This is a genomic window from Chondromyces crocatus, from assembly GCF_001189295.1.
Lineage (GTDB): Bacteria > Myxococcota_A > Polyangia > Polyangiales > Polyangiaceae > Chondromyces > Chondromyces crocatus.
In genome coordinates this window covers 8384228-8398091 of the sequence record NZ_CP012159.1, presented here as the reverse complement: position 1 = coordinate 8398091, position 13864 = coordinate 8384228, and the positions used below count along the sequence as shown (strand labels likewise).

Annotated in this window: 8 protein-coding genes; 5 read left to right on the top strand and 3 right to left on the bottom strand. The window is 70.4% G+C overall.

Features of this window, described 5'->3' with window-relative positions; all coding sequences use genetic code 11:
• Nucleotides 1-791: 791 nt before the first annotated feature.
• A complete protein-coding gene (locus tag CMC5_RS30195; protein ID WP_050433643.1) occupies nt 792-3458 on the bottom strand; it encodes a serine/threonine-protein kinase in 2667 nt (888 codons plus the stop codon).
• A 298-nt stretch (nt 3459-3756) separates the two neighbouring features.
• Nucleotides 3757-5838 (bottom strand): S9 family peptidase, encoded by a 2082-nt coding sequence (locus tag CMC5_RS30190; RefSeq protein ID WP_082363544.1) that lies wholly within the window; start codon nt 5836-5838, stop codon nt 3757-3759.
• 132 nt (nt 5839-5970) lie between these two features.
• On the opposite strand from CMC5_RS30190, the gene CMC5_RS30185 reads away from it, so the two are divergent.
• From CMC5_RS30185 to CMC5_RS30165, 5 genes are all read left to right on the top strand, one after another.
• On the top strand, nt 5971-7035 hold the full coding sequence (locus CMC5_RS30185; RefSeq protein ID WP_050433642.1) for a hypothetical protein: 1065 nt from the start codon (nt 5971-5973) through the stop codon (nt 7033-7035).
• Nucleotides 7036-7037: 2 nt separating this feature from the next.
• Complete coding sequence (locus CMC5_RS30180; protein WP_156338964.1) at nt 7038-8819, top strand: DUF5685 family protein; 1782 nt, start codon at nt 7038-7040, stop codon at nt 8817-8819.
• 126 nt (nt 8820-8945) lie between these two features.
• Nucleotides 8946-10430: a hypothetical protein gene (locus tag CMC5_RS30175; RefSeq protein WP_050433640.1), complete on the top strand. Its 1485-nt coding sequence runs from the start codon at nt 8946-8948 to the stop codon at nt 10428-10430.
• A gap of 121 nt (nt 10431-10551) precedes the next feature.
• A complete protein-coding gene (locus tag CMC5_RS30170) occupies nt 10552-11955 on the top strand; it encodes a hypothetical protein (protein WP_050433639.1) in 1404 nt (467 codons plus the stop codon).
• Nucleotides 11956-12125: 170 nt separating this feature from the next.
• Nucleotides 12126-12599, top strand: a complete 474-nt coding sequence (locus CMC5_RS30165; protein ID WP_050433638.1) for a peroxiredoxin — start codon at nt 12126-12128, stop codon at nt 12597-12599.
• Nucleotides 12600-12683: 84 nt separating this feature from the next.
• On the opposite strand, the gene CMC5_RS30160 is transcribed toward CMC5_RS30165, so the two are convergent.
• Nucleotides 12684-13769, bottom strand: a complete 1086-nt coding sequence (locus CMC5_RS30160; protein WP_050433637.1) for an aldo/keto reductase — start codon at nt 13767-13769, stop codon at nt 12684-12686.
• Nucleotides 13770-13864 lie beyond the last annotated feature (95 nt).

Sequence of the window (13864 nt, the reverse complement as noted above, 5' to 3'; positions counted from 1 at the left end):
GCTCCTCACACCGCTCGCGCATCCGCTCTCTCGCGCCGGAGAGCACAGCTCCTTCTCTTCGCACACACTCTCTCCATGGCCACCAAGGCGCCACGGCGTCGCTGGATGTGCACCCTCTCGTCCACGCCGAGCCGTGCGCGTCGTGCTACCGAGCGCGCGTGCATCAGGCAGTACCACGCGCTCGTGGACCGACGGCTGCTGGTCGGCGGTGAGGGCCGTGTCGTTCGACGCTCGACGATCGGCGTCCATGGCTCCTTCCCGGGACCGATGCCCCTGCTCGGACACTCCGCCCAGTGAGGCGAAACGTGTCGTCACGAGCGATGTTTTGTGGGTTGGTTCACGAGTTGGCAGCCCGAATCGAGAGGTCGGAGGGACACGCGCGAGAGGCTCCAGAGGTCGTCCTGAAGGCCCGAGGGGGTCTGACACGAGGCCCGGAGGTGTCGTGGAAGAGGGCTCCAGAGGTCGTGAGCAGGAGAGGCGATGGGTCAGGCCGAAGGGTCACGACCGAGACGTCGAGGCATCACGAGCGAGAGAGGGGAGCGTCGAGAGCGAGAGGCCGAGGGGTCACGACCAGAAGGTGGAGGTGTCTGTGCCTGAGGGGTCGAGACGCTCGTGTGTGTGGGGCCCAGGGGTCGTGAGGGAGGCGCGCAGGCCTCGTGATCGGCGGAAAGGAGAGGGGGAAGAGAGGGATCCTGCTCGACGAGCATCAAGATCCGTGCCACTGCGTCGTGCCGGGGTGGAGTTCGCCTCGTCGCGGAGATGCCTCGACGAACCGCGGCTCCTGTCGACGCTCAGCGGTTCCGCTTCACGTCCGGAAGGTCGGCCGGGGTCAGAGGCTGGCCAGAGGGGGCCGAGGGGGACGCCTTCTTCGTCGTGGCGTCAGGCAGCATCTCGGGGGTCAAAGGAGCGGCCGGCGCGCTCGAAGCCACTGCACTCGCCGGGGCCCCTTCGGGCTTGCTGGTGGTGCTCGACGCACCTGCGCTCGACGCCGACTTCCCCGTGGACGCGGGCTGCGCGGCGGTCGGTTGCGCGCTGGCGAGGTGGTCGGCAACCGATGGCGCGGTGGTGGGCTGGCCAGCGGTGACGCGAGCGCCTTCGGCCGCCGACGCGGACCTCTCTGCGGCGGCGACCGGAGCGCCAGCGAGGCGGCTGGCTGCCCAGGCAGGGAGCGACCTCATGTCGACGGGTCCGTACACGGCGGCCATGGCCACGCTGGCGACCACCATGCCGACGATGCTGCCGAGGAGTGCTCCTCGTCCACCGCGCTTCGCGGGCACCATGCCCTCCGGGGGAAGCGAGGGGGGAACCCAGGGCGCGAAGGGATCCGAGGATGGGGTCGCCCAGGGGCTCTGCTGCACACTGGTCGGCTTCTGATCTTCCTCGTCGACCTCGGCATCCAGCTCGTAGGAAGCGTTCGCCGGGGGAGGCGGCGGCTCGGGCGGTGGCCCCGCGTGCCGCAGCGGTCGCCGGAGCAAGGAGCCGCTCACCACGGCGGGGGGCGCGTGAGAACGCGAGCGGGAGGGCGTCCGGTCGGTGAGGCCGAGGCGCGATGGCGACTCGACGAGGCCCCTGCCGGTGAACTCGGTGAGGCCGAGGCGCGATGGCGACTCGACGAGGCCCCTGCCGGTGAACGACAGGGAGCTGAACGACGAGGAGCGCTCGCTCGGGAACGGAGGCTCGGGCGGAAGGGGGGCCGCCAGGTACGGCGCAGGGCCGGTGGTCGTGAGCGACAGATCGACCGGCGCGCGCTGGCGATCCCGAGGCATCGGAGGGCGCGGCACCGGCGGCAGCTCGGAAGGCGGTGTGCGGTTGATCGTGCTCTCGTCATCGTCGATGCCGTCGAGGGACGGGACGACGGGGAGCGTCTTGAGCAGACCACGGGGGACGGCCGGAGGCGGCGGGAGCAGGCGGGACAGCGCGGGAGCCCCCGCGGACATGGGCGGAGGGGGCGTGGTGCGCGGCAGCGGGCTCGACGCGCTGTTCGGAAGCGCCGGCGGCGGCGTGGTGCGCGGCAGCGGGCCGAGGTGGCCGTGCAGCGGTGCCGGCGGCGGCGTGGTGCGCGGCAGCGGGCCGAGCGGGCGCGCCTGGGGAAGCTGCGGCCGCGGCAACGAGCGCGGCGGGGGGACGGGACGGGGCAGCGCGCCCGGAGAGGTCGCGCGCGGCAGCAGGAGCCCGCTGGGCGTGTTCGCGCGCGGCAGCGCCGGACGCGGTACGGCACTCGGCGGCTGCGCGGGAGGGGGCAGGAGCGACGACGCGCGCGCGGTGTGCGCGGGAGGCGGCGGCGGAAGCGACGACGCACGCGGGATGTGATCGAAGGTCTGCGTGGTCATCAGCTCCTCGAGATCCACCGGCGGCTGGAAAGGGCGGATGAGGGCGCGGCGTCGCTGGAGCGCGTCGCCCACCACGGACTGCATGTACGCCGAGACCTCGGAGGTGGTGGCGATCAGGTTGCGCTCCACGCCGACGGCCTCGAGTTCGTCCACGAAGGCGCGCACGGTGGGGTGGCGACGGGCGGGCTCCTTGTCGAGGGCGCGGGCGACGATGCGATCGATCCGCTCGTCGAGGCCCGGGATCACGCGCGAGAGCGGCGGGGGCTGCACCAGGCCGACCTTGCGCACGGTGTCAGCCCAGGTGTCGCCCTGGAAGAGCCGGCGGCGGGCCATCGCCTCCCACAGCACCACCGCCATGGCGAAGAGATCGCTCTGCACGGTGAAGGCCACCTTCTCGATGATCTCGGGGGCGAGGTACGCGAGCTTGCCCTGGAGCATGCCGGAGCCTCGGCTCGCGTCGGAGCAGATGTGCTTGGCGAGGCCGAAGTCGGTGATGCGGCCCGTGCCGTCGACGCCGATCAGGATGTTCTGCGGCGACACGTCGCGGTGCAGGAAGCCGACGGGGCGGCCGTCGTTGCCCTCGATCCCGTGGACCGCGGCGAGCCCGATGGCGGCGTCGAGCACGATGCGCATCGCCACGCGCGTGGGCAGGGGGTTGCCGGTCTGCACGCCGGCGGTGAGCAGCTCGGACAGGGAGGCCCCCTCGACGTAGTCGAGGATGAGCAGGAGTTCGGAATCGACCTTCTCCACGTCCTGCACGGCGACCACGTTGGCGTGGTTGAGGCTCGACGCGAGGCGCGCCTCGGTGCGCATCATCTTCTGCACGGCGGCGTCGTGCGCGAGGTGCGGGTGGGCGCGCTTGACGGCCACGAGCCGCGAGAACCCGGCGGAGCCCGTGACCCGCCCGACGTAGACCGACGCGCTTCCCCCCGAAGCGAGCTTGAGCAGCAGCTCGTAGCGTGAGGAGCCCCGGAACTCGCCCACGGTGACCGGCCGGGGACCCTGGCTGTGCACGCCGGTGGCGGAGGCCTGGGGGTCCTGCAGCGTGGAGATGCGGCCATCCCGGGGCGCACCTCGTCGCTGTGGGGTCGCTGCATTCCGATGCGGAGGGGCCGCGGACATGCTCATGACCCCTGCACAGCATCAAGAAGAGTGCCACCGCCGGCATGGAGGAACCCTCAGTGATTCCAAGGGGTTGACCCCCAGCGCCGCTGGCTGTGGGCAAAGGGTGGAGCAACGAGGATCCAGGGCTGGGCCGGGCGTTGACCAGGTCCCGGCGCGCGGGGATCCGTCCGCGTCGCGCAGCGTGGGCCGTGAGCACCGCGCCGTGAAGCCGAGGCTCCACGGCGGTGCGCGAGAGATCGTGGCGGGAGAGGTGAGGCTTCTGGTGGGGTGATGCTTCGAGCGAGGCGGGATGGCGGCGGGATCAGTCGACGCGCTCGCCCCGCAGGTGCTGGCGGAAGAAGCGCACCACGTGGCCGTACTGGAGCACCTGGTTGTCGCGCTTCTGCGCGCCGTGGCCCTCGTCGGCGAAGAGGATCAGCTCGGAGGGGATCTTCTTCGCTTCGAGCGCCTCGTGCATCTGGATCGACTCCCCGGCGGGGACGCGCGGATCCGTGGCGCCCTGGATGATGAGCAGCGGTGCCTTCACCCGGTCGAGGTAGGTGATCGGGGAGAGCTTGAGGAGCACCTCGCGGTCCTTGTCCGGATCGCCGTACTCGGACGTGCGCAGGATGCGGCGGTAAGGCGCGGTGTTCTGGAGGAACGTGAGCAGGTTGCTGATGCCGACCACGGACACGCCCGCGTCGTACGCGCCCGCGAACATGGTCATGCCGACGAGGGTGGAGTAGCCACCGTAGCTGCCGCCGAAGATGCCGACCTTCGGGACGCGGCCGTTCTTGCCCCAGTTCGCGCGGATGTACTTCGAGGCGTCCTCGATGTCGGTGAGGATGTCGAGCCGCTTCGCGCCGTCGTCGGCGTGGAGCCAGGTGCGGCCATACCCATCGCTGCCGCGGACATTGGGCTCGGCCACGATGAAGCCGGCGTCGACGAGGAGCTGCACGCGCGGGCTGAAGCCTGGCCTGGCCTGGCCTTCGGGACCGCCGTGGAACATCACGATGACCGGGCAAGGCTCACCCGCGCTCGCGGTGGCTGCCGCGGCGCCGCCGGGCTTCTCGCAGTTCGCCGGACGGCGGACCAGCATGGGGATCTTCGTGCCGTCACGCGCCGGGTAGGACTCCAGGGTGGCGACGGCGAACTTGCTGGCGTCCAGCTCGGGGATGCTCGGCGCGTGCCACTGCGTCAGCTTCTTGGCCTGCCAGTCGAGCACGTAGCTCACCGAGGGGCCGTTCCCGGGATCGAGCCAGAGGGTCGCGTAGCGGCCGTCGGGGGTCGCTGAGGAGAACCGTACGTGATCGGCGCGCGGGAGCGCAGGGAGCGCGATGTCCTTGTACGTGCGCGCATCGATGACCTTGAGCCGCGAGTAGCCTTCCTCGTTGATCTGGTAGTAGAGCCGCTTCCGCGCCCGATCGACCTCGAACGACTCGACGTCGTACTTGAGCTCGGGGGTGACCGGGGTGAGCTTGCCGCCCTTCAGGCTGTAGAGGCGGCGGTACTCGCCGAGCTTGGGCGTGAGCACCAGGATCTCGCCGGGCGCGACACCGAAGATGGCCTCGTGCTCCTCGCGTTCGCCCTGCCCGATGACCGGGGTGAGCTTCTTCGTCGCCGGGTCGTACTCGAAGAACTCGGTCATGTTCCCGCCGACGTCGCGGCCGAGGAGCATGCGCCCGTCCTTGCCGATGTCGGTGAGCCGCCAGATGCCCTCTTGATCGAAGACCAGCTCGCGCTTCTTCGCGGCGATGTCGTAGCGGTAGATCGCGTAGGACGTGGGCTTGATGTCGTTGGCGCGGAAGTAGAGGTACTTGCCGTCGTCGGTGATCAGCTCGTGCATCGTCTGCACGCGCGCCTTGTGCTGGATCTCGACGAGGGGGCCGCCCTTCGCGTCCTGCAGGTAGAGGCCCGGGTACTCCTCACCCTTGCGATCGCGCGAGATGACCAGGGTGCGGCCGTCGGGCGTCATGTCCACGATCACGGTGGCGTCCTCGCCACCCGTGAGCTGGCTCGGGAAGCGCATGGCGCCATCGATGCGGAAGAGCTGGCGGATGCCGGTGATCGTCCAGGTGAAGTAGAGCGCCTTGGCGTCCGGCGAGAGGATGCCAGCACCGGGGGCGCGCACTTCGAAGAGGGTCCCGATGCTCCGGGAGAGGGCGGGAGGGAGCGCTGGCGCGGCGTACTTCGCGAGGACCTCGGGCTTGATGCTCTCGGCGCCGTGGCCTGCGTAGCCCGACGAGGAGGGGGCCTCGGCGGCGGGAGGCGTGGCAGGCGCCGCGGGGGCGCTCGACGTCGAGGACGAGGGAGGCGCAGCCGGCGTGGCCGGCGGCTCCTGAGGGGGGGCGCAGCCGGCGAGGGCGGCGAGGGTGGCGAAGGTTGCGGCGCTTCGGCGGAGCATGCGCGCCATTTGGCCGATCCAGGACGTGTCCCGCAAGGGAAAGCCGTGCCACAGGGCCGCGCCATCCGCCGCGAGCTTGGCCCAGGGGCGGACGGTTCTCTACCCTGCGGCAGCTCTGAAGGTGGTGCATTCATGAGCGATGCGGGCGTGAAGGACTGGCGAGGGCGGCTGCTTGCGGCCGGGGACGCTTACCTGAAGGTGCTCGGCCCTTCTCTGAGCGCGGCGGATCCCGAGGGGAGCGTGACCCCGCGCAGCCGGCTGCTCTGCGCGGCGCTCGGTCAGCTCGCCGTGCTCGCGTACGAAGCCCTGGGTGGCAAGGCACATGCCGAGCAGGTGGGCCTCACCGCCGCCTCGCTCTCGCTGCTCACCAAGATCGACGACGAGGTGATCGATCGTCACGAGTTCCACGGCGGGATGAACGCGCGGCGTCGGATGGTGCGCGCGAAGACGGAAGCGTTCCTCGCGCCGACGCTCGCCTCGCTCGGATCGGGGCTCGCGGCGAACGCGGAGCCGCGCTGCGCCTTCGCCGCGGCGATCGGCAGGCAGCTCGGGACGATCGCGCAGAGTCGGGTGCGACTGGACCACGTGCTGTCGGTCATCGCCGAGGGGTGGCGCACGCAGATCGACGCCGTGGTCACCTTGAGCAGCCACCCCGGGCAGGTGAGCCTCGCCGAGGTCGCCGGCGTGACGCGACGGATCAGCGGGGCCTGGCTGCTGATGGTCAGCCTCCTCGGGAGCTTGCCCGATGACGCCGCGCGTCCCTTCACCGACGACGAGGAGGAGGCGATCTACGACTGGGGGTTCCACATCCAGCGGGCCGATGCGCTGGCCGATCTGCAGAAGGACCTCGGCGACGGGCTGATCTCGAGCTTCGTGGGGCGGATCCTGTGGGAGCGTGAGCCCTCGCGCTACCTGCCCGCGTGTCGCGCAGGGGACGCCGCGACGCTGTACGAGATGGCGGCGATCCACCGGGTCGACGAGATCTGCTTGCGCGGCGGAGAGCCCGTGGGCGCGCTCGCCACCCGCCTCGGCGCGCTCGGGGAGCTGAACTCCCTCCTGTCCTGGATCCATGGCTTCCTGCTCGAGCGCTACCTGGAGCACCCGCTGTGTCGGCGCCGGTCCGACGATCCCGCCTTTCGCGCGATGGGCCAGGGCCAGGGTGGGCGCGAGGCCTCGAGCCCGTCGGCGGAGCGCTGATCGTGTTCGGCACGCTGCGGCCCCATGGCTGCGGGCTCCGGGCAGAAGACCGGGAGGCGTACGGTCGTCTCTACTGCGGGCTCTGCAAGAGCCTCGGGGACGGGTATGGCACACCGAGCCGGGCCCTCGTGAGCTTCGACGCGGTGTTTCTGGCGCTGCTCGTGGACGGCCTCCTGGACGAGGCGGCGGCGCCGGATCGTTGCCGGTGCCCGCTCGTCCCGGTGGTGCACCGGGAGACCGTGCGACCGGACAGCGTGCCGATGCGGTTCGCGGCGGCCGTGGAGCTGCTCCTTGCGGATCAGTGGCTCGCCGATCGGGCCACGGACGCGAGGGGCGGGACCAAGCGGCGGCTGGCGATCCTGGGGCGGCCATTGCTCGCCTCGCGGGTCGCGCGTGCGCGGGAGGAACTCGCCGCGCTCGGGGTGTTGCCGCGAGGCGTGGAAGGGTTCGAAGCGCGGCAAGCGCAGCACGAGGTGCTCGGCGAGAGCGATCCCGAGGAAGCCGCTCGACCGACCGCGGAGGTGCTCGGGGACCTGTTCGGACGGCTCGCGGATCTTCCGGGAGCGCCCCCCAGCCTTCGTGCGCCGGCGACGGTGCGCGATCTCCAGACGCTGGGGCGTGCCCTCGGCGGGATCATCTACTGGATCGACGCGCTGGAGGACGTGCGCAAGGACGCACGTCGCGGTGAGTTCAACCCGTTTCTCGTGGTCGATGGCGGGGAGAAGGGGACCGAGCGCGCGGGCGTGGGGCTCCGGATCTCGGGGGCGCGGGTCGAGCGGGGCGTGCGGAGGCTCCGGGCTGCGCTCGTCGAAGCCGAGCGCATCGTGGCGCGCTTGCCGCTCCGGCGGCATCGGAAGGTCGTCGCGAGCGTGGTCTCCGTCGAGCTGAGCACCTCGGCGAGGCGGGCCATCCAGCAAGCGCGGGCATGGGTCGCGGAAGAGGCACCGCGGCCGCCGGAAGGATCGCTGACGCTCGCATGGCCGCTCCTGCCTTGGTTCGCGCGGGTCATGCAGCAGGCGGCGGTGCTCGCGGTGCTGGTGTGGACGTGGCTCCTCGGGGGGTCCACCGCGCTCGCGCAAGAGACCGAGCGGCGCAAGAGCCCCTCCGTTCCGCCACGCGCGGCGCCGATGGCTCCGACGTCGGAGGCGCAGATCGAGCCGTGCCCCGAGGATGGCGACGTCGGAGGGGCCGACGGTGGGCGGGATGGGGGGCGCGAGCCCTGCAAGGACGCTGGCGCGGACGGCGGCAGCGACGAGCGTGATGGAGGCGACGCTGGCGCTGGAGGCGACGCCGACGCTGGCTGGCGCTGGCCCGAGCTGCCGTCGGGGGCCGATGCGCGCGACGCCGGGGTGGAGGTGGAAACGCCCGCCCCGTCGGGCTCCGTGGCGTCCGATGCGGGGGAAGGGCCGGAAGGTGTCCCTGGCGCGGGGAAGGGGAGCTCAGGGGTGTGCGGCAGCGACCCGTGCGGCTGCGGATCGTGCTTCAAGACCTGCGCCGCGCCCTGCGAGCAGCTCTTCGGTGGCAAGGGCTCCGAGTGCCCCTGCTGTTGCAAGGATCCCGGCAAGGAGTGCAGCTCCTGCTGTCCCAGCTCCTGCAACATCTGCAGCAGCTGCTTCGACCCGTGCAGGAGCTGCTGCGATTGTTCTCGCGGCTGCGACGGGTGCTGTTCCAAGGGCGGCGGCTGCGACGGATGCTGTTCCAAGGGAGGCGGCTGCGACGGATGCTGCGGAAAGGGTGGCGGCTGCGACGGGTGCTGCGGAAAGGGCGGCGGCTGCAAGTGCTGAACACTCTTCCGGCCCTCGTGGTACGCTCCCGGACGCCGTCCGTGGGACTTCGGGGCGATTTCCGAATCCGGCCTCTGAAGCTGTCCTAGCTGATCGCTCCTCCTCTCCCCGGGCGGCGTTCTTCCCATGTCGCCCCCTCCTGCGGTTCCAGGCCGCCTCCGCTTCGACACGGCCCGCGTCGAGCGTGAGGATCTGGTCATGTTCATCAACGCCTGCTTCGCCTGCTCCGGCCAGGCGGAGTACTACGGCCCCGCGGGCGGCCAGGCGGTCTCCATCGAGTTCCTCCACGAGTACATCCTCGGCAACTACCGTCGCCTGTACGCGCGCACGCTCGCGGCGGGCATCAACCACTTCAACCAGGGGTTGATCCTTCTGAACCTGCTGGCGCAGGGCGCCCAGGGGCGAGGCCCAGCTGGGCGTGCGGAGGAGGGGCGGCTCGTCGCGGCGGCGCTGCGCGCACTGCCTCCTCAGCGGGCGCTCAAGGTGCTGCGGCTGGTGCGCGAACGGCGCATCAACAACCGCCGCTCGCGCGCGGTGATTCGCGCTTACCTCGACGGTCGCCCCGATCCGGCGTTCGACGCCGTGAAGTACCGAGGGCTCGTCCGCGCGATCGCGGCGCACGCGCACCTGCGTCTCCAGGGAGAGCTGGGGCCGTTCCTCTTCACACCCCGCCGTCGGTCCTCGTTCGTGACACCGCTCTTCGAGCAGTGGCGGCAAGCGCGCTACGCGCAGGGGGCCATCTTCGAGCTGCCCTTCACGGTGGCCGAAGGCATCGCCGCGGAGCGAGGCCTTTCTCGTGAAGAGATCCTCCGTCGAGGCGCAGGGCGGATGACCGCCGGGGAGCAGCTCCGCTTGCAGCGCTCCGCGACGCGTGAAGGGGTGCAGATCGCCTTCGATCTCGGCCGCGCTTCCCTCACCCGGCTCGCCCTCTACCTCCTCTCGCTCCCGATCGAGGAGCGTCTCGCGCGCAAGGAAGAGCTTCGCGCTGCGCTCTCCCGGGCGGCCAACCGCGCGCTGCGCCGCTCACCCACGGCGCTGGGTCGTGTCGCGGCGGTGCTCGATCGCAGCCACTCGTCCTCGGGGACCACCGAGAAGCGTCGCCGGCCGCTCGGCGTGGCCCTCGGCGTCAGCGCCTTGCTCCGCGCGGCTGCGCGCGAGTACCGGGCCTTCTGGACGGTGCCCACCGACGACGAGCTGCTGGTCACGCCGCGCGGGCAGACGGATCTCGCGGGCCCCCTCCTGGACGCGCTGGACTGGGGGGCAGAGGTCATCGTGATCGTGTCCGACGGGTTCGAGAACGATCCTGCAGGGATGGCAGGTGGGATCGCTCATGTCTTCCGCTCCCGGCTGGATCCGAAGGCACGCACCTCGATCGTCCACTTCAACCCGGTGTTCGACAGTGAGCGCTACGCTCCACGCAGCCTCGGCCCGGCCATCCCCACCGTGGGCCTGCGCGACGCGGAGGATCTTCCCACCGTGCTGGGCTTCGCGCGCTTCGCCGAAGGCACGGCGCCCCTCTCCGAGCTGGAGCAGTACCTCGAGGGACGCGTCACCGAGATGCTCGTACGTGTGATGGCTCACCCGAGCGCCCGCGCGAGCACGCCCCCGTGACGCGCGTGACGGAGGGCATGACGGAGCGCGTCACGGAGCGTGTACAGGGAAGAATTCCCTTGGCACCGTAGACAATTGGTGAGAGCCATGACCTCCTGGGACATTTCTCAAGGAGACCTCCGTGTACCGAAATCCACCGATCACGCTCACCCTGGTTCTTGCTGGCCTCTCCATCACGAGCTGTACCGCGGACGTGCTCGACGAGGCCGATCTCTCGTCCGCCGACGAGGCCTTCGAGGAAGTCGGGGAGGCTGTCCAGGGCCTCGCCGGCGATCATCTGTGGAGTCGTCGCCTCGGCAGCGCGGGGGATCAGCGCGCGCTCGACATCGTCACCGATGCCAGTGGCAGCGTGACCCTCGTGGGGCAGCTCTCCGGCAGCCTGGTCGTAAACGGCGTCACCTACACCAGCGCCGGCGGGGCCGACGCGTTCGTGGTGAAAATCGACAAGGGCGGGGTGCCCCTCTGGGCGCGCCGCTTCGGCACCTCGGGCGATCAGGTCGCGACCCTGGTCGTGGGAGATGCCGCGGGGAATACCGTCGTCCACGTGACCGGTGCAGGTCCCATCGACTTCGGGGGCGGGCCGATCTCGACGACGGGCGCCGCCCTGGTGAAGCTCGACACGAACGGCAACCACGTGTGGAGCCGCAACCTCGGTGCGACGGCGAACGACCTCGCCCTGGACGCGACGGGACATGTCCTCGCGACGGGACAGTTCGAGGGAACGATCAACCTTGGCCTGAGCCCGCTGACCAGCGGCTCGGGGCCGGACGTGTTCGTGGCGAAGATCAACGCGGCGGGGACGACGGTCTTGCACCGGGTCATCGGGGGCATCGGACCTCAGAACGCCTCGGCGATCGTGGCCGGCGTCCATGGCGAGATCATCGTCGGTGGTGACTTCACCCACGAGGTCGTCGCGGGTCTCTCCGAGGTGACGGGCCCCAACCTGAGGAACACGTTCATCGCGACGATCCGTGAAGATGGCTTCTGGGGCTTCGCCCGGACGCTCCCCTCGGGCGGAGGCGATGGAGCGAGCATCGGAGCGCTCGCCGTCGACAGCGCAGGCAACATCATCGCCACGGGGTGGGACGGGGGATACGGCGCTCCTGGCAGCAAGCTGAGCTTGATCAAGCTGACCTCGGGAGGCACGCCCCTCTGGAGCCGGTTCTTCTCGGCGGTGCCGTTCGAGCCGGGCGACCCCTGGGGAAGCTGGCGTGGTCGGAACGTCGCGGTCGATCCGAGCGACAACATCGTGCTCACCACCGACCCAGGAAACCTCGGCATCCTGGCGACCCTGGATCTCGGGGGAGGTCCGCTCGCGTCCGGGCTGATCGTCGCCAGGTTCGATCCGTCGGGCAATCACACGTACAGCCATCGCTGGGCCCTCGACGGCAACGCGGCGCTGGCCATCCGCTCGAACGGCTCGGTTTTCGTGGGCGGCTCCTTCCGGGGCACCCTGAACTGCGGCGGCTGGACCCTCACCAGCGCCGGTGGAGACGATCTGTTCCTGGCCAACCTCGCCCCTTGAAGCGGGTTCCACCGAGGCGGTCGTTGCCTCGGCTCCACCTGCGCCGTCTCTGGACGTCCTGATCCCCCGATCGCGGGGGCATCTCCTGCTCTCCTCACCCTCCTCGTCGCGAAAGCGGGCGCAATCCGTCGCCGCTTGGCTAAGCTGCGCCTTCCCTCACTGGAGCCCTCATGTTCGGAAAGCCTTCTCTCGCCGTGGGCGATCGCGCCCCCGAGTTCAGCTTGCAGTCGCAGTCGTCGGAGACCGTGAAGCTCTCCGACTTTCTGGGGAAGAAGACGCTGGTGCTCTTCTTCTATCCGAAGGACGACACGCCCGGCTGCACGGCCGAGTCCTGCTCGTTCCGGGACAGCCACGATGCGTTCACCGAGGCCGGGGCCGAGGTGATCGGCGTCAGCGCCGATTCGGTCGCATCCCACGGGCAGTTCGCGAAGAAGTACGGGCTGCCCATGACGTTGCTGAGCGATCCGGGCGGCGAGACGGCGAAGCGCTACGGCGTGAAGTCGACGCTCGGCTTGCTTCCCGGGCGGGTGACGTTCGTGATCGACAAGGAAGGGATCGTGCGCCACGTCTTCTCGTCGCAACTCCAGGCGACGAAGCACGTCAACGAGGCGCTGGCGATCGTGAAGAAACTCGAAGGGAAGTAGCCATCGCCAGGAGCCTCGCCGGCCGCCATCGCGCTCGCGCTGCGGCCGTCGGGGCTCGGTGGTGTCGTCGTGCGCGATGGTGGCTCAGTAGCGGTCGCCGTCGTCCTTGGGCGCGAACGGCCACGGAGGCGGGCTCGCGCCGTTGACGGTGATCCCGCCGTGCGAGAACATCAGCCCGTTGGCGAGGAACTCGGCGGGGAAGTTGAGCCGAGGCTTCGAGACGTCGGCGAGCGCCGAGAGGTCCTCGGGGCGCAGCTTCACGTCGAGGGCCGCGAGGTTGTCGTCGAGCTGCTCCGCGGTGCGCGCGCCGATGATCGTCGAGGTCACCCCGGGCTGTGCCTGGACCCAGGCGATGGCGACCCGGGCGGGGGTGGTGTCCAGCGCCTTGGCCGTGCTCAGCAGCACGTCGATGATCTTGTAAGCCTGCTCGTTCAGCGACGACTCGACCCACGCGCCGCGCCCGGCCTTCACCTTGCCGGCGTTCTCGCGGGTGTACTTCCCGCTCAGGACGCCGCTCTTCAGCGGAGACCACGGAGTGACGCCGATGCCGAGCTCCTGGGCTGCCGGGATCAGCTCGCCTTCGACGGTGCGCTGGAGCAGCGAGTACTCGATCTGCAGGGCCACGATGGGCGTCGTCCCGCGCAGGAGGGCCTGGGTCTGTGCCTGGGCGAGCTTCCAGGCGAACGTGTCGGAGAAGCCGATGTACCGGACCTTTCCGGCCTGCACGAGGTGATCGAGCGCCGCCATCGTCTCCTCGATGGGGGTGTGCTTGTCCCAGCAGTGGAGCCAGTACAGGTCGATGTAATCGGTCTGCAGGCGGCGCAGCGATTGCTCGCACTGGGCGACGATGGCCTTGCGACCCGCGCCTCCGCCGTTGGGATCGCCAGGGTAGAGGTTGCCGAAGAACTTCGTGGCGATGACGACGCGATCGCGGCGGTTCCTGTCCTTGCCGAGGGCGTCGCCGATGATCTTCTCGGAGTGCCCTTTCGTGTACGCGTTGGCGGTGTCGATGAAGTTGCCACCCCGCTCGATGAAGCGAGCGAGGATGGCCTCGGAGTCCTTCACGGAGGAGCCCCAGCCGAGGTCCTCACCGAAGGTCATGGCGCCGAGACAGAGGGGGCTGACCCGAAGGCCGGAGCGGCCGAGCGTGACGTAGTGGTCGAGAGGCATGAAAGCTCCTGCTTTGGCGCGGTGCGTGCGCGGCGGGGATGCTCGCGCTCTTCCAGAGAGAAGACAACGGGTCGGGCGCCGTGCAGAGGAGGAGC

What these genes read in the sequence shown, in the direction of transcription:
- CMC5_RS30195 (WP_050433643.1), bottom strand. Translation starts at nt 3,458, where the DNA reads ATGAGCATGTCCGCGGCCCCTCCGCATCGGAATGCAGCGACCCCACAG.
- CMC5_RS30190 (WP_082363544.1), bottom strand. Translation starts at nt 5,838, where the DNA reads ATGCTCCGCCGAAGCGCCGCAACCTTCGCCACCCTCGCCGCCCTCGCC.
- CMC5_RS30185 (WP_050433642.1), top strand. Translation starts at nt 5,971, where the DNA reads ATGAGCGATGCGGGCGTGAAGGACTGGCGAGGGCGGCTGCTTGCGGCC.
- CMC5_RS30175 (WP_050433640.1), top strand. Translation starts at nt 8,946, where the DNA reads ATGTCGCCCCCTCCTGCGGTTCCAGGCCGCCTCCGCTTCGACACGGCC.
- CMC5_RS30165 (WP_050433638.1), top strand. Translation starts at nt 12,126, where the DNA reads ATGTTCGGAAAGCCTTCTCTCGCCGTGGGCGATCGCGCCCCCGAGTTC.
- CMC5_RS30160 (WP_050433637.1), bottom strand. Translation starts at nt 13,769, where the DNA reads ATGCCTCTCGACCACTACGTCACGCTCGGCCGCTCCGGCCTTCGGGTC.